This window comes from Ruegeria sp. BJ3 (genome assembly GCF_056535665.1).
Map to the genome: position 1 here is coordinate 529,265 of NZ_JBQFIT010000001.1, position 25,645 is coordinate 554,909.

At 59.4% G+C, this 25,645-nt stretch carries 40 protein-coding genes; 36 read left to right on the forward strand and 4 right to left on the reverse strand.

The window, feature by feature from the left end; genetic code table 11:
• Window positions 1-13: 13 nt before the first annotated feature.
• From rplC to ACR3EL_RS02650, 3 genes are read left to right on the forward strand one after another with little or no spacing between them, the layout of a single operon-like run.
• Window positions 14-739, forward strand: a complete 726-nt coding sequence (gene rplC, locus ACR3EL_RS02640; RefSeq protein ID WP_170342973.1) for a 50S ribosomal protein L3 — start codon at window positions 14-16, stop codon at window positions 737-739.
• Window positions 736-1,353, forward strand: coding sequence for a 50S ribosomal protein L4 (rplD, locus tag ACR3EL_RS02645; protein WP_170342972.1), 618 nt, complete (start codon window positions 736-738; stop codon window positions 1,351-1,353). Before rplC ends, rplD begins: the two co-directional genes overlap by 4 nt.
• On the forward strand, window positions 1,350-1,646 hold the full coding sequence (locus ACR3EL_RS02650; protein ID WP_093965341.1) for a 50S ribosomal protein L23: 297 nt from the start codon (window positions 1,350-1,352) through the stop codon (window positions 1,644-1,646). The genes rplD and ACR3EL_RS02650 overlap by 4 nt, the downstream gene beginning before the upstream one ends.
• Window positions 1,647-1,701: 55 nt before the next feature.
• Here the strand turns inward: ACR3EL_RS02650 and ACR3EL_RS02655 are convergent, their stop codons facing one another.
• Genes ACR3EL_RS02655 through ACR3EL_RS02665 form a run of 3 tightly spaced genes read right to left on the reverse strand, consistent with a single transcriptional unit; the run spans window position 1,702 to window position 3,479 of the window.
• Complete coding sequence (locus tag ACR3EL_RS02655; protein WP_480720326.1) at window positions 1,702-2,253, reverse strand: type II toxin-antitoxin system VapC family toxin; 552 nt, start codon at window positions 2,251-2,253, stop codon at window positions 1,702-1,704.
• Complete coding sequence (locus ACR3EL_RS02660) at window positions 2,240-2,599, reverse strand: STAS-like domain-containing protein (protein WP_480720328.1); 360 nt, start codon at window positions 2,597-2,599, stop codon at window positions 2,240-2,242. The genes ACR3EL_RS02655 and ACR3EL_RS02660 overlap by 14 nt, the downstream gene beginning before the upstream one ends.
• A gap of 4 nt (window positions 2,600-2,603) precedes the next feature.
• Entirely contained in the window at window positions 2,604-3,479 is an 876-nt protein-coding gene (locus ACR3EL_RS02665) for a hypothetical protein (protein WP_480720330.1), read from the reverse strand.
• Between the two features lie 315 nt (window positions 3,480-3,794).
• On the opposite strand from ACR3EL_RS02665, the gene rplB reads away from it, so the two are divergent.
• The 7 genes from rplB (at window position 3,795) to ACR3EL_RS02700 (ending at window position 7,662) form a co-directional block, all read left to right on the forward strand.
• The gene (gene rplB / locus ACR3EL_RS02670; RefSeq protein WP_093965344.1) at window positions 3,795-4,637 is read left to right on the forward strand and encodes a 50S ribosomal protein L2; all 843 of its coding nucleotides are present in this window, start codon (window positions 3,795-3,797) and stop codon (window positions 4,635-4,637) included.
• A 3-nt stretch (window positions 4,638-4,640) separates the two neighbouring features.
• Entirely contained in the window at window positions 4,641-4,919 is a 279-nt protein-coding gene (rpsS, locus tag ACR3EL_RS02675; RefSeq protein ID WP_005980699.1) for a 30S ribosomal protein S19, read from the forward strand.
• A 3-nt stretch (window positions 4,920-4,922) separates the two neighbouring features.
• Window positions 4,923-5,303, forward strand: a complete 381-nt coding sequence (rplV, locus tag ACR3EL_RS02680) for a 50S ribosomal protein L22 (protein WP_039538267.1) — start codon at window positions 4,923-4,925, stop codon at window positions 5,301-5,303.
• A complete protein-coding gene (gene rpsC, locus ACR3EL_RS02685) occupies window positions 5,303-6,013 on the forward strand; it encodes a 30S ribosomal protein S3 (RefSeq protein WP_093965346.1) in 711 nt (236 codons plus the stop codon). Before rplV ends, rpsC begins: the two co-directional genes overlap by 1 nt.
• 12 nt (window positions 6,014-6,025) lie before the next feature.
• Complete coding sequence (gene rplP, locus ACR3EL_RS02690; RefSeq protein WP_005980704.1) at window positions 6,026-6,439, forward strand: 50S ribosomal protein L16; 414 nt, start codon at window positions 6,026-6,028, stop codon at window positions 6,437-6,439.
• A gap of 125 nt (window positions 6,440-6,564) precedes the next feature.
• Window positions 6,565-6,966: a YybH family protein gene (locus ACR3EL_RS02695; RefSeq protein WP_170342968.1), complete on the forward strand. Its 402-nt coding sequence runs from the start codon at window positions 6,565-6,567 to the stop codon at window positions 6,964-6,966.
• Window positions 6,967-7,041: 75 nt separating this feature from the next.
• The gene (locus ACR3EL_RS02700) at window positions 7,042-7,662 is read left to right on the forward strand and encodes a 2OG-Fe(II) oxygenase family protein (protein WP_170342966.1); all 621 of its coding nucleotides are present in this window, start codon (window positions 7,042-7,044) and stop codon (window positions 7,660-7,662) included.
• A gap of 16 nt (window positions 7,663-7,678) precedes the next feature.
• Here the strand turns inward: ACR3EL_RS02700 and ACR3EL_RS02705 are convergent, their stop codons facing one another.
• Window positions 7,679-8,314: a thermonuclease family protein gene (locus ACR3EL_RS02705; protein ID WP_480720333.1), complete on the reverse strand. Its 636-nt coding sequence runs from the start codon at window positions 8,312-8,314 to the stop codon at window positions 7,679-7,681.
• A gap of 262 nt (window positions 8,315-8,576) precedes the next feature.
• On the opposite strand from ACR3EL_RS02705, the gene rpmC reads away from it, so the two are divergent.
• From rpmC to ACR3EL_RS02835, 26 genes are all read left to right on the forward strand, one after another.
• Window positions 8,577-8,783 (forward strand): 50S ribosomal protein L29, encoded by a 207-nt coding sequence (gene rpmC / locus ACR3EL_RS02710; RefSeq protein WP_093965352.1) that lies wholly within the window; start codon window positions 8,577-8,579, stop codon window positions 8,781-8,783.
• Window positions 8,784-8,787: 4 nt separating this feature from the next.
• Window positions 8,788-9,018, forward strand: coding sequence for a 30S ribosomal protein S17 (rpsQ, locus tag ACR3EL_RS02715; protein ID WP_170342963.1), 231 nt, complete (start codon window positions 8,788-8,790; stop codon window positions 9,016-9,018).
• A gap of 76 nt (window positions 9,019-9,094) precedes the next feature.
• Window positions 9,095-9,463 carry a 50S ribosomal protein L14 gene (gene rplN / locus ACR3EL_RS02720; RefSeq protein ID WP_005621870.1) on the forward strand — a complete coding sequence of 123 codons (369 nt, stop codon included), beginning with the start codon at window positions 9,095-9,097 and terminating at the stop codon, window positions 9,461-9,463.
• Between the two features lie 2 nt (window positions 9,464-9,465).
• Window positions 9,466-9,777, forward strand: a complete 312-nt coding sequence (gene rplX / locus ACR3EL_RS02725) for a 50S ribosomal protein L24 (protein WP_093965356.1) — start codon at window positions 9,466-9,468, stop codon at window positions 9,775-9,777.
• A complete protein-coding gene (gene rplE / locus ACR3EL_RS02730) occupies window positions 9,770-10,330 on the forward strand; it encodes a 50S ribosomal protein L5 (RefSeq protein WP_093965358.1) in 561 nt (186 codons plus the stop codon). Before rplX ends, rplE begins: the two co-directional genes overlap by 8 nt.
• A gap of 19 nt (window positions 10,331-10,349) precedes the next feature.
• A complete protein-coding gene (rpsN, locus tag ACR3EL_RS02735; RefSeq protein ID WP_093965360.1) occupies window positions 10,350-10,655 on the forward strand; it encodes a 30S ribosomal protein S14 in 306 nt (101 codons plus the stop codon).
• A gap of 13 nt (window positions 10,656-10,668) precedes the next feature.
• Window positions 10,669-11,061 carry a 30S ribosomal protein S8 gene (gene rpsH, locus ACR3EL_RS02740; RefSeq protein WP_093965361.1) on the forward strand — a complete coding sequence of 131 codons (393 nt, stop codon included), beginning with the start codon at window positions 10,669-10,671 and terminating at the stop codon, window positions 11,059-11,061.
• A gap of 11 nt (window positions 11,062-11,072) precedes the next feature.
• On the forward strand, window positions 11,073-11,606 hold the full coding sequence (gene rplF, locus ACR3EL_RS02745) for a 50S ribosomal protein L6 (RefSeq protein ID WP_093965363.1): 534 nt from the start codon (window positions 11,073-11,075) through the stop codon (window positions 11,604-11,606).
• 11 nt (window positions 11,607-11,617) lie between these two features.
• A complete protein-coding gene (gene rplR / locus ACR3EL_RS02750) occupies window positions 11,618-11,977 on the forward strand; it encodes a 50S ribosomal protein L18 (RefSeq protein ID WP_010437103.1) in 360 nt (119 codons plus the stop codon).
• Window positions 11,978-12,091: 114 nt separating this feature from the next.
• A complete protein-coding gene (gene rpsE / locus ACR3EL_RS02755; RefSeq protein WP_093965365.1) occupies window positions 12,092-12,655 on the forward strand; it encodes a 30S ribosomal protein S5 in 564 nt (187 codons plus the stop codon).
• Between the two features lie 12 nt (window positions 12,656-12,667).
• The gene (rpmD, locus tag ACR3EL_RS02760) at window positions 12,668-12,856 is read left to right on the forward strand and encodes a 50S ribosomal protein L30 (RefSeq protein WP_093965366.1); all 189 of its coding nucleotides are present in this window, start codon (window positions 12,668-12,670) and stop codon (window positions 12,854-12,856) included.
• Window positions 12,857-13,091: 235 nt separating this feature from the next.
• A complete protein-coding gene (locus ACR3EL_RS02765; RefSeq protein ID WP_170342961.1) occupies window positions 13,092-13,427 on the forward strand; it encodes an ArsR/SmtB family transcription factor in 336 nt (111 codons plus the stop codon).
• Window positions 13,420-13,875 carry an SRPBCC domain-containing protein gene (locus tag ACR3EL_RS02770; RefSeq protein WP_170342959.1) on the forward strand — a complete coding sequence of 152 codons (456 nt, stop codon included), beginning with the start codon at window positions 13,420-13,422 and terminating at the stop codon, window positions 13,873-13,875. The genes ACR3EL_RS02765 and ACR3EL_RS02770 overlap by 8 nt, the downstream gene beginning before the upstream one ends.
• Before the next feature lie 150 nt (window positions 13,876-14,025).
• A complete protein-coding gene (locus ACR3EL_RS02775) occupies window positions 14,026-14,241 on the forward strand; it encodes a DUF1127 domain-containing protein (protein WP_170342958.1) in 216 nt (71 codons plus the stop codon).
• Between the two features lie 542 nt (window positions 14,242-14,783).
• Window positions 14,784-15,257 (forward strand): 50S ribosomal protein L15, encoded by a 474-nt coding sequence (gene rplO / locus ACR3EL_RS02780; protein WP_170342955.1) that lies wholly within the window; start codon window positions 14,784-14,786, stop codon window positions 15,255-15,257.
• A gap of 109 nt (window positions 15,258-15,366) precedes the next feature.
• The gene (gene secY, locus ACR3EL_RS02785; RefSeq protein WP_170342953.1) at window positions 15,367-16,731 is read left to right on the forward strand and encodes a preprotein translocase subunit SecY; all 1,365 of its coding nucleotides are present in this window, start codon (window positions 15,367-15,369) and stop codon (window positions 16,729-16,731) included.
• Window positions 16,728-17,372: an adenylate kinase gene (locus ACR3EL_RS02790; protein WP_093965377.1), complete on the forward strand. Its 645-nt coding sequence runs from the start codon at window positions 16,728-16,730 to the stop codon at window positions 17,370-17,372. The genes secY and ACR3EL_RS02790 overlap by 4 nt, the downstream gene beginning before the upstream one ends.
• Before the next feature lie 199 nt (window positions 17,373-17,571).
• Window positions 17,572-17,940: a 30S ribosomal protein S13 gene (gene rpsM, locus ACR3EL_RS02795; protein WP_093965378.1), complete on the forward strand. Its 369-nt coding sequence runs from the start codon at window positions 17,572-17,574 to the stop codon at window positions 17,938-17,940.
• Window positions 17,941-17,955: 15 nt separating this feature from the next.
• A complete protein-coding gene (gene rpsK, locus ACR3EL_RS02800) occupies window positions 17,956-18,345 on the forward strand; it encodes a 30S ribosomal protein S11 (RefSeq protein WP_093965380.1) in 390 nt (129 codons plus the stop codon).
• A gap of 116 nt (window positions 18,346-18,461) precedes the next feature.
• Complete coding sequence (locus ACR3EL_RS02805; RefSeq protein ID WP_170342951.1) at window positions 18,462-19,478, forward strand: DNA-directed RNA polymerase subunit alpha; 1,017 nt, start codon at window positions 18,462-18,464, stop codon at window positions 19,476-19,478.
• 118 nt (window positions 19,479-19,596) lie between these two features.
• The gene (gene rplQ, locus ACR3EL_RS02810; RefSeq protein WP_093965383.1) at window positions 19,597-20,022 is read left to right on the forward strand and encodes a 50S ribosomal protein L17; all 426 of its coding nucleotides are present in this window, start codon (window positions 19,597-19,599) and stop codon (window positions 20,020-20,022) included.
• Between the two features lie 171 nt (window positions 20,023-20,193).
• Window positions 20,194-21,579, forward strand: coding sequence for a trypsin-like peptidase domain-containing protein (locus ACR3EL_RS02815; protein WP_170342950.1), 1,386 nt, complete (start codon window positions 20,194-20,196; stop codon window positions 21,577-21,579).
• A 4-nt stretch (window positions 21,580-21,583) separates the two neighbouring features.
• Entirely contained in the window at window positions 21,584-22,897 is a 1,314-nt protein-coding gene (locus ACR3EL_RS02820; RefSeq protein ID WP_170342948.1) for a replication-associated recombination protein A, read from the forward strand.
• Between the two features lie 96 nt (window positions 22,898-22,993).
• Complete coding sequence (locus ACR3EL_RS02825) at window positions 22,994-23,800, forward strand: crotonase/enoyl-CoA hydratase family protein (RefSeq protein ID WP_480720342.1); 807 nt, start codon at window positions 22,994-22,996, stop codon at window positions 23,798-23,800.
• Window positions 23,801-23,933: 133 nt separating this feature from the next.
• The gene (locus ACR3EL_RS02830; protein WP_480720344.1) at window positions 23,934-24,977 is read left to right on the forward strand and encodes an RluA family pseudouridine synthase; all 1,044 of its coding nucleotides are present in this window, start codon (window positions 23,934-23,936) and stop codon (window positions 24,975-24,977) included.
• Window positions 24,974-25,645, forward strand: a complete 672-nt coding sequence (locus ACR3EL_RS02835) for an HAD-IA family hydrolase (RefSeq protein WP_170342943.1) — start codon at window positions 24,974-24,976, stop codon at window positions 25,643-25,645. The genes ACR3EL_RS02830 and ACR3EL_RS02835 overlap by 4 nt, the downstream gene beginning before the upstream one ends.

Below are 25,645 nucleotides of genomic sequence, written 5' to 3' on the forward strand. Positions count from 1 at the left end.
GAGGGTATAGATTATGCGCTCTGGTATTATCGCAAAAAAAGTTGGCATGACCCGCCTGTTCATGGAAGACGGCAAGCAGATCCCTGTGACCGTTCTTCACCTGGACAACCTGCAGGTCGTTGCACAGCGTACCGCTGACAAAGACGGCTACACCGCCGTTCAGCTGGGCGCCGGTGCTGCCAAGGCAAAACGCACCTCGAAGGCCATGCGCGGTCACTATGCCGCTGCCAAGGTTGAGCCCAAGCGTAAGCTGGCCGAGTTCCGCGTGTCGGAAGACGCGCTGATCGAAGTGGGCGCCGAGATCTCGGCAGAACACTTCCTGGAAGGTCAGAAAGTTGACGTTTCGGGTACCTCGATCGGTAAAGGCTTTGCCGGTGCAATGAAGCGCCACAACTTCGGTGGTCTGCGCGCCTCGCACGGTGTTTCGATCAGCCACCGTTCGCACGGTTCGACCGGTCAGTGTCAGGATCCGGGCAAGGTGTTCAAAGGCAAGAAGATGGCCGGTCACATGGGTGCTGCCCGTGTTACCACCCAGAACCTGGAGGTTGTCAAAACCGACGCCGACCGTGGTCTGGTCTTCATCAAAGGCGCCGTTCCCGGACCGAAATCGGGCTGGGTTACCGTCAAGGACGCCGTCAAGAAGAAAGCACCGGAAGGCCTGCCTTTCCCGGCTGCTGTGAAATCGGCTGCAACCGAAGCACCTGCGGAAGAAGCACCCGCGGAAGGTGGTGAAGCATGAAACTTGATGTAATCAAACTGGACGGCAAGAAGGCCGGCAACATCGAGCTGGATGCGGACCTGTTCGGCCTGGAGCCGCGCGCGGACATCCTGCACCGTGTGGTCCGTTGGCAGCGCAACAACGCGCAGGCTGGCACCCACAAGGTGAAGACCCGCTCGGAAACCAGCTACTCGACCAAGAAGATCTATCGCCAGAAGGGCACCGGTGGCGCACGTCACGGTGACCGCAACGCGCCGATCTTCCGCAAGGGTGGCATCTACAAGGGTCCGACGCCGCGTTCGCACGGCCACGACCTGCCGAAGAAGTTCCGCAAGCTGGGCCTGCGCCACGCACTGTCGGCCAAGGCCAAAGCCGGTGAGCTGGTCGTGATCGAAAGCGCCGAAGCCGAAGGCAAGACCGCCGCACTGGCCAAGCAGGTTGCAAACCTGGGCTGGAAGCGCGCTCTGGTCATCGACGGCGCCACCGTGAACGAAGGGTTCGCCCGCGCAGCCCGCAACATCGAAGGTCTGGATATCCTGCCGTCGATGGGCGCAAACGTCTATGACATCCTCAAGCGTGACACCCTGGTGCTCACCAAAGCGGGTGTCGAAGCACTGGAGGCTCGACTGAAATGAGCGCGAAGGCAGAACACTACGACGTGATCCGCAAGCCGATCATCACCGAGAAAACGACCATGGCGTCTGAAAACGGCGCGGTTGTCTTTGAAGTGGCGATCGACAGCAACAAGCCGCAGATCAAAGAGGCCGTTGAGGCGCTGTTTGGTGTGAAGGTCAAGGCGGTGAACACCACCGTGACCAAAGGCAAGGTCAAGCGGTTCCGCGGCCAGCTGGGCAAGCGGAAAGACGTCAAAAAGGCCTATGTGACCCTGGAAGAGGGCAACACCATCGACGTGACCACCGGTCTTTGATCGGGCCCGTCTTTGGAGAGAGATGAAAGCCCCCGCCGAGAGGCGGGGGTTTTTTTTATACTAGGTTCCGTAGAATATGTTGGTTTGCTGTTACTAACTCTATGTCAGTGTTTGCAAAATCCTTGTCGTGTGTCACGAACACAAGGCCGTGTTCTGTACATTGCTTGACTAATGCGAGGTCGGTTAAATCTAACGTACCCATGGTCGCGTCATGTATTCGCTTGTAGAGGGTAGCTTGGCAGCAACTACCTTCAAAAAATATGCAGTCGTCAATGATGTTCAAGCAAGTGTCCCGAACAGACTCTATCCGCTCCCGGAACTCTTCGTGCACTTGACGCCGCTCTTTAAACCGATGCCACTGAGCCTTGCCAAACAAGTCCTCGTACTCGATTTTCACAGTACGATTGAAATACTCTGAGACTACTTGCTCGTTGACGCAAATGGTGTTTCCTCGTTTGAGCGCCGAGGCATAGTAGTTGCTATAAACCGCTCTAGTTTGCCTTGGGTCATTCCCATAGATTGCAATCCAAACGTTTGTATCAAAGAGAATTTTTCTACCCTCAAAACAACACTCTTGGAAAGCGCTGTAAATGTTAGGCATCTTCATCCCCGAGATTATCTCTATAAAGTTCGTCGATTTCTTCCTGTCGAGCAAAGTAAGTCTTTGCTCTGTCTACCACTAACTTGAGCCTTCGAAGATGCCATTCTTCAAAGTCCACTGGCGGAGCTAGGTGGCGTCTTAAATAGTCCTCCGAAAACTCACCGTATAGTTGACCCACTGCTGCGTTGAGAAAAGCGGTAGTCATACGGCTCACACCAAAGAACGAAATCTCGGCTTTGTCGCCTTTCGAAATGATATCATAGATTTCTCGGTGTACTCGCTGACCATCTGTTGCAGCAAGGCACATTCCTCCGTCGACAATTCTAGCCAAGGAGACCCTAACGGTTTTCATTGCGTCACCATATCTCGTGGGGGTTTACATTCGTGCTTAGGGAATAAGAATTTCGGTCGGCAGTGTTAATCTCAAGTGAAATCACCGTTCCGGGGAATTTGGAAGCGATATCTGACTTGTGGATTCTCCCTTCTGAAAGTTCCCAGTAGCCGGTGTGCGAGCACACCCGCAATTTTCCCTTGTTCTGTTTGATGAAGTCTTTCAGGATACCTAGGCCCAACCCGCCGGGTATATCCCCGGTTCGAGAACTGTTGTTCAGTTCCATTGCCCACTCAATAGCTTCGGATGCCCTTGAAAAGTGCTTCTGCGAAGCAGCTAGCGAGCCTGGAATGCCGCGGCCCCCATCGCACAATAGGAAAGTCAATTTATCCAGCCTTGGGAAGAACTGACCGCAGGCAAACACCGGTACTTTCGACAGCGAGTGTAGAGAACTGTTTGCAAAGAGCTCATCGATCCCTTCAAAGAACTTTTCTCTTAGGCTGTTGCTCATCTTTGGCATTTGTTTGCGCTTCAAATGCTCCCTAGTGTACTGAGCAAACTGGACTTCAGATTCTAAACTGAAGGAGGCAACAGGTATGGCGGTCCCATGAGTATCTGCTTTAGGCCCGAGAAGCGTTCTGTTTTTGCGCAATATATTCTGGATGCGCTGAGCCAGATTATACAGCTGAACAGAGTTCCCGCGACTCCTGCTCTGTTGAACAATCGACAAAAGGCACGCGCCTAGCTGCGCATCAATCCACGACAGCCTTTTGCAGTCGATCCCAATTCTCGACTTCTCTAAGGTGGACATCGCTCCATGAAGCTTGCCTAGGCTCTCAAATCCATTTGAATCCGCGTGGATTTCCCTGGCTGGCAAATCGAGTAGAATCTCGCCGTTCAAAGTCTACCTCCGAAAAATATTGGGAGAACAAAAGTGGTTTGCAGCGAAGGACGATGTTGTGTCAACATATGTCCCCGTTTCTCGTCTTTCGGCCGGCAAGCGTATGGTCTAAAACCGATTACAAAAACGGTATTTCCCTATTGCCCGCCACCCCCAACCCTGCTAAACGCACCCAATCTTGCGGCCTCGGATTCGTTCCGGGGCCTCTGATATTTGCAGCCGGGGACCTTCGGGGCCCTATAACCTGGGCACCTACGGGGGCCTCTCACATAGCGGGGATTGATCCTCGCGCTTGCTAAACGGAAGACAGAAAGCATGGCACTCAAGTCGTACAAACCGACGACGCCGGGCCAGCGCGGGCTGGTGCTGATCGACCGTTCGGAGCTTTGGAAAGGACGTCCGGTCAAGTCTCTCACCGAGGGTTTGACCAAATCGGGCGGCCGGAACAACACCGGACGGATCACTTCACGCCGCCGTGGCGGTGGCGCAAAGCGTCTCTACCGGATCGTTGACTTCAAACGGAACAAACTGGATGTGGCGGCAACCGTCGAGCGGATCGAATACGACCCGAACCGGACCGCATTCATCGCACTGATCAAATATGACGACGGCGAGCAGGCCTATATCCTGGCGCCGCAGCGTCTGGCGGTTGGCGACAAGGTCATCGCTTCGGCTAAGGCCGACATTAAGCCCGGCAACGCGATGCCGTTCTCGGGCATGCCGATCGGTACCATCGTGCACAACATCGAGATGAAGCCCGGCAAGGGCGGTCAGATCGCACGTGCAGCGGGCACCTACGCCCAGTTCGTCGGCCGCGATGGCGGCTATGCTCAGATCCGTCTGAGCTCGGGCGAGCTGCGCATGGTGCGCCAGGAATGCATGGCCACCGTCGGTGCCGTGTCGAACCCGGACAACAGCAACCAGAACCTCGGCAAAGCCGGTCGTATGCGCCACAAGGGCGTGCGTCCGTCGGTCCGTGGTGTTGCCATGAACCCGATCGATCACCCCCACGGTGGTGGTGAAGGCCGGACCTCGGGTGGCCGTACGCCGGTTACGCCTTGGGGTAAGGACACCAAGGGTAAGCGTACCCGCAACAAGAACAAAGCGTCCCAGAAGCTGATCATCCGCTCGCGGCACGCCAAGAAGAAAGGGCGTTAAGACATGTCTCGCTCTGTTTGGAAGGGTCCTTTCGTCGACGCTTACGTGCTGAAAAAAGCCGAAGCAGCGCGCGAGTCGGGCCGCAACGAAGTCATCAAGATCTGGTCGCGTCGTTCCACCATTCTGCCCCAGTTCGTGGGTCTGACCTTTGGTGTGTACAACGGCCAGAAGCATATCCCGGTAAACGTCTCGGAAGACATGATCGGTCAGAAGTTCGGTGAGTACTCGCCGACCCGGACCTATTATGGCCATGCCGCAGACAAAAAAGCGAAGCGGAAGTAAGTCATGGGCAAGGAAAAGAACCCCCGCCGCGTGGCTGAAAACGAAGCAATGGCAAAAACCCGTATGCTTCGCACCAGCCCGCAGAAACTGAACCTGGTTGCGCAAATGATCCGCGGCAAGAAAGTCGAGAAGGCTCTGACCGACCTGACTTTCTCGAACAAGCGTGTCGCGCAGGACGTCAAAAAGTGCCTGCAGTCCGCAATCGCGAACGCCGAAAACAACCACAACCTGGACGTGGACGAGCTGATCGTCGCCGAAGCATGGGTTGGCAAGAACCTGGTCATGAAGCGCGGTCGTCCGCGTGCCCGTGGCCGTTTCGGCAAGATCATGAAGCCGTTCTCGGAGATCACCATCAAGGTGCGTCAAGTTGAGGAGCAAGCCTAATGGGACATAAAGTCAATCCGATCGGCATGCGCCTTCAGGTCAACCGCACCTGGGACAGCCGTTGGTACGCAGATACCAAGGACTACGGTGATCTTCTGCTGGAAGACCTCAAGATCCGTGAGTTCATCAAGAAAGAGTGCAAGCAAGCCGGCATCGCCCGTGTGATCATCGAACGCCCGCACAAGAAGTGCCGCGTCACGATCCACACCGCGCGTCCCGGTGTCATCATCGGCAAGAAAGGCGCGGACATCGAAGTTCTGCGCAAGAAAATCGCGCAGATGACCGACAGCGAACTGCACCTGAACATCGTCGAAGTGCGCAAGCCGGAACTCGACGCGCAGCTGGTTGCCGAGTCGATCGCTCAGCAGCTGGAGCGCCGCGTTTCGTTCCGCCGCGCGATGAAGCGGTCGGTTCAGAACGCCATGCGCATGGGCGCCCTGGGTATCCGGGTGAACGTCGCTGGTCGTCTGGGCGGCGCCGAAATCGCACGGACCGAGTGGTACCGCGAAGGCCGCGTGCCTCTGCACACCCTGCGTGCCGACATCGATTACGCACATGCCGAAGCGATGACTCCCTACGGAATCATCGGGATCAAGGTCTGGATCTTCAAAGGTGAGATCATGGAGCACGATCCGCAGGCACGTGACCGTAAAGCACAGGAACTCCAGGACGGCCCTGCACCTCGTGGTGCTGGTGGCGGTCGTCGCTAAGGAGGGAAAGATATGCTTCAACCAAAGCGTACAAAATTCCGCAAGATGCACAAAGGCCGGATCAAGGGCGAAGCCAAGGGCGGCTCGGATCTGAACTTTGGCACCTACGGTCTGAAGGCCCTGCAGCCCGAGCGCGTCACCGCACGCCAGATCGAAGCTGCGCGTCGTGCCATGACCCGTCACATGAAGCGTCAAGGTCGCGTCTGGATCCGGATCTTCCCGGATACTCCCGTGACCTCGAAGCCGACCGAAGTCCGTATGGGTAAAGGTAAAGGCTCGGTCGACTATTGGGCAGCCAAAGTGAAGCCCGGTCGCGTGATGTTCGAGATCGACGGCGTCAACGATGAAATCGCGCGCGAGGCCCTGCGCCTGGCTGCGATGAAGCTGCCGATCAAGACCCGCGTGGTGGTCCGCGAGGACTGGTAAGCCGGTCTTTCTAAGACTTCAGAAAACCCCGCCGTTCCGGCGGGGTTTTTTGTTTTTCGGATGGTTTGGGTTAGGCTCAGCTTCAGCTTTTGATATTTCGGAAAAGCCTAAAACAGGGGCCCCAAATGACTTTGAAGTCAGAGATTGAAAAGATTGACGGCGGCTTCTTTGCCGCACTGAACGCTATGCTTGAGGGTGACGTTGCGCCGATGGAGGCGCTGTGGTCGCACGCAGACGACGTCATCTATATGGGGCCATCACCCGATCTGTTCCACATCGGGTGGAAGGTCACGGATCAGGATTGGGTCGCGCAGGGACGGGCGCATCTTGGTGGGTCGATCAAAGTGCTGAACCGGCATGTTGTGCTAGGGGATACGCTTGCCACCGTGCATCACGTCGCCGAGGCGTCGGGGCAGGGCGATGGGTCCGGTATCCGGATGCGCGGCACGAATGTCTATCGCCATGAAGGTGGAGCGTGGAAGCTGATCGCGCACCACAGCGACCCGTTGCCCTATATTGACTTGTGACAGCTGCAGCGGTTTTCCCGATTCGAAGAAAGTTCCTCTATCGCGCCTTGGCGTCGAATGGGGTAATGGACGCCCATGGCACAGATTGAATCACTCTTTGTTACCCGTCTCTACCGCGCCGCTCTGTCTGAGTTCGATCCAAGGATCGATCCGGAGGAGCTGGAGAACTCGTGCCTTGTCATCGCTGAGGATGACGAGGCCGGGCAGGAGTGGTGCGAAAAGAACGGCTATCCGGGTTACACCAGCTATGCCTCGTTGACTGATCTGCCCTGGCGGTTCCCGATCTTTCAGGATTTGGTGAAGACTTTGGATCAGCACGTGGCTGCATTCGCAAAAGACCTTGAGTTTGATCTCGATGACCGGGAATTGAAGCTGGAGGATCTTTGGATCAACATCCTGCCCGAGGGTGGAATGCATGCCAGCCACATCCATCCGCACAGTGTGATTTCTGGAACGACCTATGTGTCAATGCCGGAAGGCACCAGCGCGCTGAAGCTTGAAGACCCCCGCTCGGGCCGCATGATGGCCGCGCCGGTGCGCCGCAAGGGCGCCCGACGCGAATTGCAGCCCTTCATTTATATGAAGCCGAAGGTCGGCGACGTTCTGCTGTGGGAAAGCTGGCTGCGCCACGAGGTGCCGATGAACATGGCCGAGGAAGAGCGGATTTCGGTAAGTTTTAACTATAAGTGGGAGTGAACCCCTAGGGGCGTATTCAACTGCCCGCACTGCGCCGGTTTGATCTGCGCCCATAGGCGACGACTGTCGTCGTCCTGCGAACCGAAATTGATGCGTGGCCGAAAGCCCCATTCCGCAGCCGTTCTCTGGCGCCGGTCGGTTCGAGATGCCTATACCTTCCCTTTGAAAAGAAAGGCAGGTCCAGCGCAAGCCCCCTTTTGACCAGCTCCGCGCCGATGTCCTGCCCATTGGGTAGGTATCCAATTCCAACTAACCGGTCGTAAGATGTTTCGCCGTTCAGCTTGACGGTAATCTCCTGACCTCTGCAGATTTCGACCATCGTCCACTTTGCCTTTAGACCCCATGGCATGTCCAGCTCGGGCGCATCAATGCCGGCTAGACGGATCTTTGTTCCACGGACAATGATTGTGTCGCCATCGATCACATAAGCGCGCCCCGTCAGAACGCGGTTGGAGGGAGCAACACTAGGCTGTTGTCGCGGGATTGCGCGGTTCCGTGTGGAGGCTTGCGGAGGTTTTTGATGGCCTCTATGACGGGCGACAAGGCGTGGCTTTCTTGATTTTAAAACAACTAGAAGTGCCGCAAACCCAATTAGGACAACCAGTTCCATTTTTTCCACCGTTCCTAAGTCAGCGGGATAAAGATACTTCAAGGGTTTCACGTGTCTTTTGAGTTTCGGCCAAACCCGTTTCCACAGAAGACAACGCGCAAGTGGTCAGGTTCTGACGTGACCCGTTGGTTGCCCGGTTCTGGTTGCAAAACTTCCTCTTGCCACCAACCCACCAAACCCTTATACGGCGGCATCCTGCGGTCTCCCGGCGTTGTCGGGCGATTCGCATGTCTATCATTCATCCACCAGGTCCAAGGTGACCCGTGTACGGGGCCTTCTGGTGTTTTGAGCAAAGGAAAAGGCGATGAACGCCCAAGAACTGCGTGAAAAGACCCCGGACCAGCTCCGCGAGGAACTGGCCAACCTGAAGAAAGAAAGCTTCAACCTGCGCTTTCAACAGGCCACCGGTCAGCTGGAAAACACTGCTGGTATCAAAGCGGCCCGCCGCAATGCTGCCCGCGTCAAAACCATTCTGAACGAAAAGGCCGCTGCCGCGGCATCCGAGGAGTAATCAGATGCCCAAGCGTATCCTGCAAGGCACCGTGACCAGCGACGCCAACGAACAGACCATCACCGTTCTGGTCGAGCGCCGTTTCAAGCACCCTCTGCTGCAGAAAACCGTTCGTAAGTCCAAGAAATACCGGGCTCATGACGAAAAGAACGCCTTCAAGGTCGGCGACACCGTACGCATCATCGAATGCGCGCCGAAATCGAAGACGAAACGTTGGGAGGTTCTGGAGGCCTAAGCCTCCGGGATTTTTCCATTTGTCGAAACCCTGGGGGATTTAACAAGACCAGCCCCCACAGGTCGGGAGAAACCACATGATCCAGATGCAGACCAATCTGGATGTCGCTGACAACTCCGGCGCCCGCCGAGTTCAGTGCATCAAGGTCCTGGGTGGTTCCAAGCGTAAATACGCCTCCGTCGGCGACATCATTGTCGTCTCGGTGAAGGAAGCCATCCCGCGCGGCCGCGTGAAGAAGGGTGACGTCCGCAAGGCCGTCGTCGTGCGCACCGCCAAAGAAGTCCGTCGCGAAGACGGCACCGCGATCCGCTTCGATCGCAACGCCGCCGTCATCCTGAACAACAACAACGAGCCCGTCGGTACCCGTATCTTCGGCCCCGTTGTTCGTGAACTGCGCGCGAAGAACTTCATGAAGATCATCTCGCTGGCTCCGGAGGTGCTGTAATCATGGCTGCTAAACTCCGCAAAGGCGACAAGGTCGTCGTGCTGGCCGGCAAGGACAAGGGCAAAGAGGGGACTATCACCTCGGTCGACCCCAAAGCCGGCAAAGCTGTCGTTGATGGCGTGAACATCGCCATTCGCCACACCCGCCAGTCGCAAACGTCGCAAGGTGGCCGCCTGCCCAAAGCTCTGCCGATCGACCTGTCGAACCTGGCCCTGCTGGACAAGAACGGCAAGGCAACCCGCGTCGGCTTCCGCATGGAAGGTGACAAGAAGGTTCGTTACGCCAAGACCACGGGGGACGTGATCGATGCTTGATGCTGCAACCTACACCCCGCGTCTGAAAGCTCAGTACGCTGAAACCATCCGTGCCGCTCTGAAAGAAGAGTTCGGCTACAAGAACGATATGCAGATCCCCAAGCTGGAGAAGATCGTTCTGAACATCGGCTGTGGTGCCGAGGCGGTGAAGGACTCGAAGAAGGCGAAAGCCGCGGTCGAGGATCTGACGGCGATCGCCGGTCAGAAGGCCGTTTCGACCAAGGCGAAGAAGTCGATCGCGGGTTTCCGCGTCCGTGAAGACATGCCGCTGGGCGCCAAGGTGACCCTGCGCGGCGACCGGATGTACGAATTCCTGGACCGTCTGATCACCATCGCGATGCCTCGCGTACGTGACTTCCGCGGTGTGAAACCGTCCTTCGATGGCCGTGGCAACTTTGCCATGGGCATGAAAGAGCACATCGTGTTCCCGGAAATCGACTTCGACAAGGTCGACGAGGTCTGGGGCATGGACATCGTAATTGCCACCACAGCGAAAACCGACGCTGAAGCAAAGGCACTGTTGAAAGCTTTCAACATGCCGTTCAACGCGTAAGCGCCGGGAGGATTGAGACATGGCTAAAAAAGCAATGATCGAACGCGAGAAGAAGCGCGCACGCCTGGTGGCACAGTATGCCGAAAAGCGTGCGGCTCTGAAAGAGATCGCGAATGACGAGAGCAAGCCGATGGAAGAGCGCTTCAAAGCGCGTCTGAAACTGGCGAAACTGCCGCGCAACAGCTCGGCTACCCGTCTGCACAACCGTTGTCAGCTGACCGGTCGTCCCCACGCTTACTACCGTAAGCTGAAGGTCAGCCGTATCGCGCTGCGCGAGCTGGGTTCTGCTGGTCAGATCCCCGGCATGGTGAAATCGAGCTGGTAAGGGAGAGACAGATATGAACGATCCTATCGGCGATATGCTCACCCGCATCCGCAACGCGCAAATGCGCGGCAAGTCCACCGTGATCACTCCGGCGTCGAAACTGCGCGCCTGGGTTCTGGACGTGCTGGCGGACGAAGGCTATATCCGCGGCTATGAAAAGACGACCGGTGAAAACGGTCATCCGGCTCTGGAAATCAGCCTGAAATACTACGAAGGCACCCCTGTCATTCGCGAACTGAAGCGGGTCTCGAAGCCCGGCCGTCGCGTATACATGGGCGTCAATGACATCCCGCAGGTTCGTCAGGGCCTGGGCGTGTCGATTGTCAGCACTCCGAAAGGTGTGATGTCGGACGCAAACGCTCGCTCCAACAATGTTGGCGGCGAAGTGCTCTGCACCGTCTTCTAAGGAGGTCTGCAATGTCTCGTATTGGTAAGAAACCGGTCGAGCTGCCCAGCGGCGTTACCGCCTCTGTGTCGGGTCAGACCATCGAAGTCAAAGGTCCGAAAGGCACCCGCAGCTTCACCGCAACCGATGACGTCACCCTGACGGTCGAAGACAACGTGGTCAAAATCGACCCGCGTGGTTCGTCCAAGCGTGCGCGTCAGCAGTGGGGCATGAGCCGCACCATGGTCGCCAATCTGGTGACCGGTGTGACCGAAGGCTTCAAGAAGGAACTGGAAATCCAGGGCGTGGGTTACCGCGCTCAGATGCAGGGCAACACCCTGAAGCTGAACCTGGGCTACAGCCACGATGTTGATTTCGTTGCTCCGGAAGGTGTCACCATCACCGCGCCGAAGCAGACCGAGATCGTTGTGGAAGGCATCGACCAGCAGCTGGTGGGCGAAACCGCGGCGAAAATCCGCGAGTGGCGCCGTCCCGAGCCGTACAAAGGCAAGGGCATCCGCTACAAGGGCGAGTTCATCTTCCGCAAGGAAGGCAAGAAGAAGTAAGGACGAACACAATGGCAAACAGCAAAAGAACCCTGTTTCTGAAGCGCCGCCTGCGCGTTCGGAACAAACTTCGCAAGGTCAACGCGGGTCGTCCGCGTCTGTCCGTACACCGTTCGAACAAGAACATCTCCGTTCAGCTGATCGACGACGTACGTGGCGTGACCCTGGCCTCGGCCTCGACCCTGGAAAAGGATCTGGGTGTTGTTGGCAAGAACAACGTCGAAGCGGCCACCAAAGTGGGCGCAGCCATCGCCGAGCGGGCCAAGAAGGCCGGCGTCGAAGAGGCTTATTTCGATCGTGGCGGCTTCCTGTTCCACGGCAAGGTGAAGGCAGTTGCCGACGCTGCGCGTGAAGGCGGCCTGAAAATCTAAGACCTGTGGGCGGGTTTCGATCCGCCCCGATGATCCGGGGGCCTCGACGTCAGTCGAGGCTCACTTGGATTGAAGAAAACGGCGCCAAGCGCCACATGAGAAAAGGGATGCCAAATGGCAGAACGTGAAAACCGTCGGGGCCGTGGCCGCGACCGTGAAGAAGCGCCGGAATTTGCCGATCGTCTGGTCGCAATCAACCGCGTGTCGAAAACCGTAAAAGGTGGTAAGCGCTTTGGCTTCGCCGCTCTGGTGGTTGTTGGCGATCAGAAAGGCCGCGTGGGCTTTGGCAAAGGTAAAGCGAAAGAAGTACCTGAAGCCATCCGTAAGGCGACCGAGCAAGCCAAGCGTCAGATGATCCGCGTGCAACTGCGCGAAGGTCGGACTCTGCACCACGATATCGAGGGCCGTCACGGCGCCGGTAAAGTGGTCATGCGCACCGCACCGGAAGGTACCGGTATCATCGCCGGTGGTCCGATGCGTGCCGTGTTCGAAATGCTGGGCGTTAAGGACGTTGTGTCCAAATCGCTGGGCTCGCAGAACCCGTACAACATGATCCGCGCCACCATCGACGGCCTGAAGAAAGAACAGAGCCCGCGTTCGGTTGCCGCGCGTCGTGGCAAAAAGGTCGCCGATATCCTGCCCAAGCGGGATGAAGCACCGGCTGAAGCCGAAGCGTAAGGAGAGCGAGCAATGGCAAAAACCATCGTCGTCAAGCAGATCGGTTCCCCGATCCGTCGCCCCGCCGAACAGCGCGCAACCCTGATCGGTCTGGGCCTGAACAAGATGCACAAGACCCGCGAATTGGAAGACACTCCGTCGATCCGCGGCATGGTCAACAAGATCCCGCATCTGGTTGAGATCATCGAAGAGCGCGGCTGAGCGCCAAATTCGAAAGACTAATGAACGCCTCCGATCTGATCGGGGGCGTTTTCTTTTTTAGCCGTCGCCTGCGCGGAATGTCGGAAGACCGCCTTTTGCGGTGAACTAGGCCAAAGCCTGGCCAGGAGCTCACAGGTAGACACCTTTTTGCCCTCTGTCCTGACCATAAAATTAAAACCTAGCCAAACGGCTAACTTTTTCTTGACGCGGGAGGTGTGTTGAAATACTTAGCCTTATGGCTAACAAACTCGATACATTTTTTTCTGCGCTGGCCGATCCGACCCGGCGTGCCGTGATCGAACGGCTGATCACTGGCCCAGCGGCCGTGTCAGAGCTGCACGAAGCGCACGACATGGCGCTGCCATCGTTTCTGAAGCATCTCGGCAAGCTGGAATCCGCTGGAATGATCCGTTCGGAGAAGATTGGTCGGGTTCGCATGTTGCATATCGAAGCCGCCCCGATCGCCGAGGCGGAAGGTTGGTTGAAACAACAACGTCACCTCTGGGAAGGCCGGCTGGATCGCCTGTCCGCACTTGCCGAGCAAATTGAAAAGGAATCCGATGATGGCTGATTACGAAACTTTGATCCTGGAACGCGAGATTGCCTGTGCTCCCGACCGGCTGTTTCAGGTGTTGACCGACCGGGAATTGCGCCAGAAATGGGCCGCACCGGACGATGAAAGCGTAGTTTTGATCGATGTTTTCGACTGTCGTCCCGGAGGCCGTGAGGAAACGCGATGTGGACCGAAAGAAGCGCCCGAGTTCAATACGACCAGCCTGTTCCACGTAGTCTCGCCGGAGTTTCTTTCATTGACCGAAACGCTGGTCATTCAGGGAGAGTTGGTCTCGGTCTCGCTGTGCGGCCACGAAATCATGCCGAATGGCCAAGGCAGTACGCTGCGCGTCACGTTGCAGATCACAAGCCTGGCGGGGCCAGAACTGTTTCAGGACTACAAAGGTGGCTGGTCTGCTGCTTTGGACAACCTGTCCCGGCTTGCGGCCAGTAGCGGTCACTCCTGATTTGTGCCGCCATGCCAAAAATGCATAGCGGCCAGTCCAAAACCATCGTTGTTAGCGATAACTGAAGTCCCTATCTCAACCCTGTCCAAGACAGGAACCAAGTAAGTGACATCGGGGAATACGCCCCGACATTCGAAAGGAAATGAGATAATGGCACACACAGTGACCCTGACACATGGCGGCTTCAACCTGACCGCCCGTATCGCAAACCTGATCGAGCGCGTGAAGGAAAACCGCGCCCGGGCCAGCGAGTACACCCGCACGTATACCGAGCTGCAGCGTCTGAGCGACCGCGAGTTGAACGACATCGGCATCCGCCGGTGCGACATCGCCGACGTCGCCCGCGAGCATGCCTACTGCTCGTAAGATACGGGACGACAACAGATGAAGCAGAGGCGCCCAAGTGGCGCCTCTTTTGTGTTTACGGATCCCAAGCAGGCAGGAAAATAGTTGTTACCACAACTGCGACGTTGCGCGACGCCGGGAATTGGGTCACTCCAATGAAGGCAAGCCGTCAAGATGGGAACATCATACCCGATCAACTTTTCGCGGCGTCGGGCCCTTGCCCGGCCGAACGAAAATCTTGACCGGTTTTTCCACGAGGATACCGTCTCGATCCATTTGTACGGGCGCCGGATGCGGGCGATTATGCGAAAGAACCATGGCGGAATACCACATCCTGACAGCCTGGTCGGGCGACTTGTGGCCAAACATGGAATTGTGCCCCAAGACGCGCCCATTGCTGGCCGCGACGACTGAGCCGCTGCTGCCGGGCAATCAAAACTTGCAACTCGGGGCCCGAGGCTGTACTGGGCTCCGGTGGCGTGTTTGCCACGAGAATCAAAACCAAGAAATGCCGTGTTTGACCCATCACGCTTCGGGGTCAATTCCGGCGAAGGAGAAGCGACATGAAACTGCACGAATTGCGCGACAATCCCGGCGCCGTCAAGAAACGGACCCGCGTTGGCCGTGGTCCTGGCTCGGGCAAAGGTAAAATGGGTGGCCGTGGTATCAAAGGCCAGAAATCCCGTTCGGGTGTGGCCATCAATGGCTACGAAGGCGGCCAGATGCCTCTGTATCAGCGCCTGCCCAAGCGCGGCTTCAACAAGCCGAACCGCAAGGAATTCGCCGTGATCAACCTGGGCCTGATCCAGAAATTCGTCGACGCCGGCAAACTGGACGTTAAATCGGCCATCACCGAGGACGCACTGGTCGCCTCGGGTCTGGTGCGCCGCAAGCTGGACGGTATCCGCGTTCTGGCCAAGGGCGAAATCAGCGCCAAGCTGAACCTCGAAGTGACCGGCGCCTCGAAAGCGGCGATCGAAGCCGTGGAAAAAGCGGGCGGTTCACTGAAGGTCACAAAAGCCGCTGCGGCAGAGTAAGCGCTTGTGAGCGGGCGCCGACCCGCTTACATAGACCTCAGAGTTTTCCAAGACGCCGCCCGAGCCGGAAAACGGTTCCGGGCGGCGTTTTCATAAGAGAGACCGATTTATGGTATCAGCAGCAGAACAAATGGCAGCCAACACAAGCTGGTCTGCCCTTGGCAAGGCCACCGATCTGCGCAACCGCATCCTGTTCACGCTGGGTTTGCTGATCGTCTATCGTCTGGGCACCTTTATTCCGGTGCCGGGGATCGACGGTCAGGCGCTGCGCGAGTTCATGGAGCAGGCGGGGCAGGGCATCGGTGGGATGGTTTCGATGTTCACCGGCGGGGCGCTGGGGCGGATGGGTATCTTTGCCCTCGGCATCATGCCCTATATTTCGGCATCGATCATCGTACAGCTGCTGACCTCGATGGTGCCCGCGCTCGAACAGCTCAAGAAAGAGGGCGAGCAGGGCCGCAAGAAAATCAACCAGTACACTCGTTTCGGCACCGTGGCGCTGGCCACCGTGCAGGCCTATGGCCTTGCGGTTTCGCTGGAATCGGGCGATTTGGCGACCGATCCGGGCCTGTATTTCCGCCTGTCCACGATGATCACGCTGGTCGGCGGCACCATGTTCCTGATGTGGCTGGGTGAACAGATCACCGCGCGCGGTATCGGCAACGGCATCTCGCTGATCATCTTCGTCGGCATCATCGCCGAGGTTCCGGCCGCACTGGCCCAGTTTCTGGCCTCGGGCCGTTCGGGCGCGATCAGCCCTGCCGTGATCGTCGGCGTGATCGTGATGGTGATCGCCGTTATCACCTTCGTGGTGTTCATGGAGCGCGCGCTCCGCAAGATCCACATCCAGTACCCGCGCCGCAATGTCGGCATGAAGGTCTACGAGGGCGGCTCGAGCCACCTGCCGGTCAAAGTCAACCCGGCCGGCGTTATTCCGGCGATCTTCGCCAGCTCGCTGCTGCTGCTGCCGGTCACGATCTCGACCTTCTCGTCGGGCGCTGCAAACGGGCCGATCATGTCGTGGCTGCTGGCAAATTTCGGACCGGGACAGCCGCTGTACCTGCTGTTCTTCGCTTCGATGATCGTGTTCTTTGCCTATTTCTACACGTTCAACGTGTCGTTCAAGCCGGATGACGTGGCGGACAACTTGAAAAAGCAGAACGGCTTTGTGCCCGGCATCCGTCCCGGAAAGAAGACCGCCGAGTATCTGGAATACGTGGTCAACCGCGTACTGGTTCTGGGCTCGGCCTATCTGGCGGCGGTCTGCCTGCTGCCTGAAATTCTGCGCGGCCAGTTCGCCATCCCGTTCTATTTCGGCGGTACCTCGGTTCTGATCATCGTCTCTGTGACCATGGACACGATCCAACAGGTTCAGAGCCACCTGCTGGCGCATCAATACGAAGGGCTGATCGAAAAGTCCCAGTTGCGCGGCAAAGGCAAGAAACGCGGCAGGAAGGGACCCGCTCGTCGATGAATATCATTCTTCTGGGCCCCCCGGGGGCAGGCAAGGGTACGCAGGCACGTCACCTGGTTGAAACGCGGGGCATGATCCAGCTCAGCACCGGTGACATGCTGCGCGAGGCCCGCAGCTCGGGAACCGAGATGGGCAAGAAGGTGGCCGCGATCATGGACGCGGGCAAGCTTGTCACCGACGAGATCGTGATTGGCTTGATCGAAGAGAAGCTGACCACCGAAAAGGGCGCCGGCTTCATCTTCGACGGCTTTCCGCGCACCTTGGCCCAGGCTGACGCCTTGTCGGCCCTTCTGACCAAGCTGGGCCAGTCGCTGCACACCGTGATCGAAATGCGCGTGGATGACGAGGCTCTGGTTGAACGGATCACTGCCCGGTCGACTTGTGGCGGTTGCGGCGAGGTCTACAATGACAAGACCAAACCGATCCCGGCCGATGGCAAATGTACCAATTGCGGCAAGGAAAACGATTTCGTCCGTCGTGCCGACGACAACGAGGAAAGCCTGCGCACCCGGCTTATGGAATATTACAAGAAGACCTCACCGTTGATTGGCTATTACTACGCCAAGGGCGATCTTCGACCGGTGAACGGGCTGGCGGACATCAAGGAAGTCCGGGCCTCGATCGCAGCCATATTGGGTTAAGCTTGCAAAGGGCTTGACGCCAAGCCCAAAAGCCCATATCGACCCCCATCCCTTTGGGGAATCAATCGCGCATGCGGGATTCGTTCCGCATGTATAGACCACCTCGAATAATGCTGAACCCTCTGGCCACACTGCCACGGTTAGGCGTTGTGAAAAAAGGTTCTGGAACTACGGAACCGCAACGAAAGGAAAGTGACACGTGGCACGTATTGCCGGCGTAAACATCCCGACTGCAAAGCGGGTACCAATCGCCCTCACATATATCACCGGTATCGGCAACACCTCGGCCAAAGCGATCTGCGAAGCCGTTGGCATCGACACGACTCGTCGCGTCAATGAACTGTCGGATGCCGAAGTTCTGGCCATCCGCGAATACATCGACGCCAACTTCACCGTCGAAGGTGACCTGCGTCGCGAAGTTCAGATGAACATCAAGCGTCTGATGGACCTGGGCTGCTATCGCGGTCTGCGTCACCGCCGCAACCTGCCGGTTCGCGGTCAGCGTACCCACACCAACGCTCGTACCCGCAAAGGCCCCGCAAAGGCCATCGCTGGTAAGAAGAAATAAGGGAGGGTCTGACTGATGGCACGTGACAAGACTCGCGTTAAGCGCAAAGAGCGTAAGAACATCGCATCGGGCGTCGCCCATGTGAACTCGACCTTCAACAACACCAAGATCCTGATCTCGGACGTGCAGGGCAACGCCATCGCTTGGTCGTCGGCCGGCACCATGGGCTTCAAGGGATCGCGGAAATCGACCCCCTACGCCGCTCAGATGGCTGCAGAAGACGCAGGCAAGAAGGCGCAGGAACATGGCGTCAAGACGCTGGAAGTCGAAGTTCAGGGCCCCGGTTCGGGTCGTGAATCGGCTCTGCGTGCGCTGGCTGCCGTGGGCTTCAATATCACGTCGATCCGCGACGTGACCCCGATTGCCCACAATGGCTGCCGCCCGCCGAAGCGCCGCCGCGTCTAACCGATCGAATTACCAGGCTGGGGCCGTGTTTTTACACGGCCCCGGTTCGCCGTTTTGAAACCTCGGGCGTCTGCACCTGATTGGTCATGGGGCGCAGACAGGAATGGAGGGATTACATGATCCACAAGAATTGGGCAGAATTGATCAAGCCGACCCAGCTGGAAGGCAAGCCGGGCAACGATCCCGCGCGGCAGGCAACCCTTGTTGCGGAGCCGCTGGAGCGTGGCTTTGGTCTGACCCTGGGCAACGCGCTGCGCCGTGTTCTGATGAGCTCGCTGCAAGGCGCGGCCATCACCAGCGTCCAGATCGACAACGTCCTGCACGAGTTCAGCTCGGTCGCAGGCGTTCGTGAAGACGTCACCGACATCATCCTGAACCTCAAGCAGGTTGCTCTGCGCATGGAAGTCGAAGGGCCCAAGCGCCTGTCGATCAATGCCAAAGGCCCCGCAGTTGTCACCGCCGGTGATATCAGCGAAAGCGCCGGCATCGAGGTTCTGAACCGTGATCACGTCATCTGCCACCTGGACGATGGCGCCGAGCTGTTCATGGAACTGACCGTCAACACTGGCAAAGGCTATGTCTCGGCCGAGAAGAACAAGCCCGAAGATGCACCCATCGGCCTGATCCCGATCGACGCGATCTATTCGCCGGTCAAGAAGGTCGCCTATGACGTTCAGCCGACCCGTGAAGGTCAGGTTCTGGACTATGACAAGCTGACCATGAAGATCGAAACCGACGGCTCGATCACACCCGAGGACGCGCTGGCCTTTGCCGCGCGCATCCTGCAGGATCAGCTGTCGATCTTCGTCAACTTCGACGAACCGGAATCGGCTGGCCGCCAGGACGAGGACGATGGTCTGGAGTTCAACCCGCTGCTGCTGAAGAAAGTGGACGAGCTGGAGCTGTCGGTCCGTTCGGCAAACTGCCTGAAGAACGACAACATCGTCTATATCGGCGATCTGATCCAGAAGACCGAAGCCGAGATGCTGCGCACTCCGAACTTCGGCCGCAAGTCGCTGAACGAGATCAAGGAAGTGCTGTCCGGCATGGGTCTGCACCTCGGCATGGATGTCGAGGATTGGCCGCCCGACAACATCGAAGATCTGGCGAAGAAATTCGAAGACGCGTTCTAAGCGCGTCTTCGCCAATGCCCGGGCTGCCGGGGACCGTATGGGCATTTCCGCCCCAAGGAGAGCCGGTGACACGCATCGCCGGCCAGACAAAGCAAAACGCGAAAGAAGGAATTGAAAAATGCGTCACGCACGTGGTTACCGCCGCCTGAACCGTACTCATGAGCACCGCAAGGCCCTGTTCTCGAACATGGCCGGCTCGCTGATCGAGCACGAACAGATCAAGACGACCCTGCCCAAGGCAAAAGAACTGCGCCCGATCGTTGAAAAACTGATCACGCTGGGCAAGCGCGGCGACTTGCACGCCCGCCGTCAGGCCGCAGCTCAGCTGAAGGAAGACAAGGACGTCGCCAAGCTGTTCGAGGTTCTGGGCCCGCGCTACAAGGACCGTCAGGGCGGTTATGTCCGCATCCTGAAAGCCGGCTTCCGCTATGGCGACATGGCTCCGATGGCGATCATCGAATTCGTTGATCGCGACATCGACGCCAAAGGCGCAGCCGACAAGGCCCGCGTTGCCGCTGAAGAAGTGGACGTTGACGAAGAATAAGAACCGGCCGCATTGCCGTTTCATGGCCCCTGTCCGGACATCCCGGTCAGGGGCTTTTTCTTATGGATCGCCTCGGTCGCGGCGGACATGGCAGCGGCAAGGTTTCGCGTGCTCTATTGCATTCGCGTGCCGACCTCCGCATATCTTCGGCGGATGATGAACGGAGCTGTCATGATACGCACGATCCTGGCCTTATGCCTGATGACACTGGCCACCCATGCCGGTGCCGAGACGCGGGTTCCTCAGTCACAGGTCGAGATTTCGATGGGTTTTGCCCCGGTGGTCAAAAAGGCGGCCCCGGCGGTGGTGAACATCTATGCCAAGATCGTCCGGCCCGGGCGCAGCAGCCCGATTTTCACGGATCCGTTCTTTCGCGACTTTTTTGGCGGCGGGTTCGGTGTGCCGCGGCCGCGGGTTCAAAACTCGCTGGGGTCGGGCGTCATCCTGACCGAGGACGGCTATGTTGTCTCGAACTATCACGTTGTTGGCACCGCGACCGAGATCCGGGTCGTGACCACGGATCGTCGCGAGTTCCAGGCCGAGGTCGTTCTGGGCGACGAGGAAAGCGACATCGCCATCCTGCGCCTGCAGGACGCGCAGGGACTGCCGTTTCTGCGTCTGCGGGATTCTGACCATGTCGAGGTGGGGGAGTTGGCTCTGGCCATCGGCAATCCGTTCGGCGTCGGGCAGACCGTTTCGTCTGGCATCATCTCGGGGCTGGCGCGGTCTGGCACCGCCACCGGCAATGCGCGGGGCTATTTCATTCAGACCGACGCGCCCATCAACCCGGGCAATTCCGGCGGCGCCCTGATCGACGTGAATGGTGACCTGATCGGCATCAACACCTCGATCCTGACGCGGTCGGGTGGATCCAATGGGATTGGCTTCGCCATTCCGGCCAATCTGGTCGCAGAGTTTCTGCGGCAGGCCCAGGAAGGAAACGATGGTTTCGTCAGCCCTTGGGCGGGTATGGCCGGACAGACCATGAGCGCCGACATCGCCGAATCCCTTGGGCTTTCGTTGCCGCAAGGCGTTGTGATCTCGGACCTCCATCCGCTCAGCCCGTTGGCCGAGGCCGGCCTGCGGGTCGGGGACATCGTCACGCATGTGGACGGCGAAGAGGTGAATTCTCCGGCTGAGATGAAGTTCCGCATGTCTGTGGCGGGTGTTGGTGGGACATCCGTTCTGACCCGGCTCCGCGGTAGCGAGCGCGCTGAGGTCGCCGTCGATCTGGTGCCCGCGCCCGAGACGCCTCCGGCCGAGGAAACCACTCTGGACGATCGCACGGTTCTTCCGGGAATGACGGTTGCGCGCATCAACCCGGCAATGATTGCCAAAATGGGTCTGCTGCTGTCGCAGACCGGCGTGGTCGTGGTCGACCCCGGCCCCTACGGCGCGCGAGCCGGGTTGCGGCCCGGCGATGTCATCAATGCCGTGAACGGGCGACAGGCTGAACGTCCCCGCGACATCGTTCGGGCGCTGCGCGATCCGGGGCGACGAGTGCAGATCGACCTGGTGCGCGGTGGCAAACCCGTGTCGTTGCGGTTCAGGCTGTGACCGCATGAGTGACCTGTTCGACACCGAAGGCCAGGCCTCGGAACCGGCCCCGAACCGCCCGCTGGCCGACCGGCTGCGGCCCCAGGCGCTGTCCGAGGTGATCGGGCAGCAACAGGTTCTGGGCCCCGAGGCGCCGCTGGGGGTGATGCTGGCGTCGGGCAGCCTGTCCAGCCTGATCTTCTGGGGGCCGCCTGGGGTAGGCAAAACCACGATCGCGCGGCTGCTGGCCAAGGAAACCGACCTTCATTTCGAACAGATCAGCGCGATCTTCACCGGCGTTCCCGACCTCAAGAAGGTGTTCGAGGCTGCCAAGTTGCGGCGGCGGAACGGCAAGGGCACGCTGTTGTTCGTGGACGAGATCCATCGATTCAACAAGGCCCAGCAGGACGGGTTCCTGCCGCATATGGAGGACGGGACGATCCTTTTGGTGGGCGCGACCACCGAAAACCCTTCGTTCGAGTTGAACGCTGCCGTGCTCAGCCGCGCGCAGGTGCTGGTGCTGGAACGGCTGGACCTGGCCGATCTGGAACGCCTGACACAGCGTGCCGAAAAAGAGCTGGGCAAGGCGCTGCCCCTGACACCCGCGGCGCGGGACGCGCTGCAGGAAATGGCGGATGGAGACGGCCGGGCGCTGTTGAACCTGATCGAACAGATCGCGGCCTGGTCGGTGGACGCGCCGCTGGACCCCGACGCGTTGGCCAAACGCCTGATGCGCCGCGCCGCGAAATACGACAAGTCGGGGGACGAGCACTACAATTTGATCTCGGCGCTGCACAAATCAGTGCGCGGGTCCGACCCGGATGCGGCATTGTACTGGTTCGCCCGGATGCTGACCGGGGGCGAGGATCCGCGATACCTGGCCCGCCGCATCACCCGGATGGCGGTCGAGGATATCGGTCTGGCCGATCCGCAGGCCCAGTCGATCTGCCTGCATGCCTGGGAAGTGTACGAGCGGCTCGGGTCGCCCGAGGGTGAGTTGGCGCTGGCGCAGGCGGTCGTGTATCTGGCGCTGGCGCCCAAATCCAACGGGGCCTATGTGGGCTACAAGGCGGCGATGCGGCTGGCCAAACAGTCGGGCAGCGAGCCGCCACCCAAACACATCCTGAACGCGCCGACCGGGTTGATGAAGGATCAGGGCTATGGCGCGGGCTATGCCTATGACCACGATGCCGAGGACGGGTTCTCGGGGCAGAACTACTTTCCCGAGACCATGAAACGCCCGGTCCTGTACCAGCCAGTCGAACGCGGGTTCGAGCGCGAGTTGAAAAAGCGTCTGGACTACTTTTCGAAACTGCGCAGTCAACGCAAGGGGCCGTGACGCAAGGTCAAATCAGGCCGTGCCGTCGCGTTCTGCGCGACACCCGAGGCGTGCCCGGGTTTCCCTAGGGTTACATGCCGCCAGTGAGGAGCGCAGATGACCGTTTCCATAGACAAGACAGACGACGTGTGGACCATCATCCACGACCGGCCCCTGGCCAGAAACGCCGTGGATGCCGAACACGCGGCAGCCCTGGCCGAGGCCTTCATCGCCTTCGAGGACAGCGCGGCCAAAGCCGCCGTGTTCTGGGGCAAAGGCGGCAATTTCTGCGCGGGCTGGGACCTCAAGATGGCAGCCACGCTGTCTGACCCGGACCTGCGCGAGCCCTATTTCGACAAGCACGCTTTTCCGATCGGGGCGGCGCCGTCGCTGCTGGGCCCGATGGGCCCATCGCGGCTGGAGCTGTCAAAGCCGGTCATCGGCGCAATCGAGGGTGCCGCAGTGGCCGGCGGCATGGAACTGGCCCTGTGGTGCGACATCCGGGTGATGGCCGAGGACGCTTATATGGGCGTCTATTGTCGCCGCTGGGGGATCACGCTGATGGATGGCGGTTCGGTGCGGCTGCCACGGCTGGTCGGGCAGGGCAAAGCGCTTGAGATTGCGCTGACCGGGCGCAAGGTCAGGGCTGACGAGTGCGAACGGATCGGGCTGGCCGAGAAAATCGTGCCGCAAGGTGAAACCCGCAAGGCGGCTGAAGCGATGGCGCACGAGATCGCCCGGTTCCCGCAGGAGGCCGTCCGCGCCGACCGCCGCTCGATCATCGAAACCCGGGGGATGCCGATGCGCGAGGCGTTGAAGGTCGAATGGGCCAACGGGCTGGACGCCATCCGCCGCGAGGGCACATCCGGCGCGGCTCGGTTCCGCGATGGGGCCGGGCGGCACGGGGATTTCACTGATATCTGAGCGGCCTTGGCCCGCGAACCCGTGAGCCTGCTTGACTCTTGCCTTGCGGCGCGCGACAGACGCGGATGTTTTCTGAGGCACTGACACGGGCGATTTTTCGGGCGCGCAGCATCCGGTCGCAAGGGGTATTGGCATGAGCGGCGTACAGATGATCACGGTCGAGCCGGGCGACGGCGACCAACGGTTGGACCGCTGGCTGCGGCGCCTGTTCCCGCATGTCAGCCAGGGCCGGATCGAAAAGATGTGCCGCAAGGGCGAACTGCGCGTGGACGGCGGGCGGGTCAAGGGCTCGACGCGGTTGCTGGCGGGGCAGGTGGTGCGCGTGCCGCCCCTGCCGGACCCGGATCACAAACCGGCCCCGGCCCGCCCCCGCGTGACCGATGCCGATGCGAAAATGATCCAGTCCTGCGTGATCTATCGCGACGACCACGTGTTGGCGCTGAACAAACCCCACGGCCTGCCCGTCCAGGGCGGTAGCGGTCAGGCCCGGCATGTGGATGGCCTCGCCGAGGCACTGCGCTTTGGCTATGACGAGAGCCCGCGGTTGGTGCACCGGCTCGACAAGGACACCTCGGGCGTGCTGCTGATGGCGCGTACGCGCGAAGTGGCCAAGGGGCTGACCGCGGCCTTCCGGCATCGCAACACGCGCAAGATCTACTGGGCGCTGGTGGCAGGCGTGCCGACCCCGTATCTGGGCGAGATCAAGACCGGGCTGGTCAAGGCCCCCGGTCATGGCAAGCAGGGGGAGGGCGAAAAGATGATCGCCGTCCACCTGAACGAGATCGACAGCACACCGGGTGCCAAACGAGCCCATACACTTTATGCCACGCTGTATCGGGTGGCGGGGCGTGCATCTTGGGTCGCGATGGAGCCCGTCACCGGCCGCACGCACCAGCTGCGCGCGCACATGGCGGCCATCGGGCACCCGATTATCGGCGATGGGAAATATGGCGGCTCGGGTCAGGAAAACCTAGGCGATGGCTGGGGCGCGCAATTGGGCGGGGTCATCAGCAAAAAGCTGCATCTGCACGCCCGAACCGCGTCCTTCAAGCATCCGATGACCGGCAAGCAGATCACGATCAACGCTCCGCTGCCACCGCACATGAAGGACAGCTGGGACACCTTGGGCTGGACCGAGGATCTGGCCGCCGAGGACCCGTTTGAGGAGTTGCAATGACCGCGCCTCTGCGCCTGGTTCTGTTCGATGTCGACGGGACGCTGGTGGACAGCCAGGCCAGCATCGTGTCGGCCATGACCGCCAGTTTCCAGGCTCTGTCCCTTCCGGTGCCGGATCGCGCGGCGATCCTGTCGATCGTGGGGCTGTCCTTGCCGATTGCAATCGCACGCCTCGCGCCGGATCAGTCACAGGCAACTCAAAGCCGGTTGGTCGAGGGTTACAAAGAGGCGTATCACGCTCATCGGCTTGAGATGGGGGCGGCAAGTTCACCGCTCTATCCCGGCGCGCGCGAGGTTATCAGATCGTTGCAGGCCGTGCCCGAGATCCTTCTGGGCGTGGCGACGGGTAAATCGCAGCGGGGGTTGGATGCCTTGCTCGAGGCGCACGGGTTGGATTCTGTCTTCGTTACCCGTCAGGTGGCGGACCATCATCCATCCAAGCCGCATCCCTCGATGATCGAAACGGCGCTTTTTGAAACAGGGGTTTCGGCCGGTGATGCCGTGATGATCGGCGACACCAGCTTTGACATGGAAATGGCGCGGGCCGCCGGGGTTGCGGGGATCGGTGTGGGCTGGGGTTATCATGATCGGTCGCAGCTAGGTGCGGCGTCCGCGGTGATCGACCGGTTCGAGCAGCTGCCCGGCGTCCTGACCGCAGTCTGGGGATAA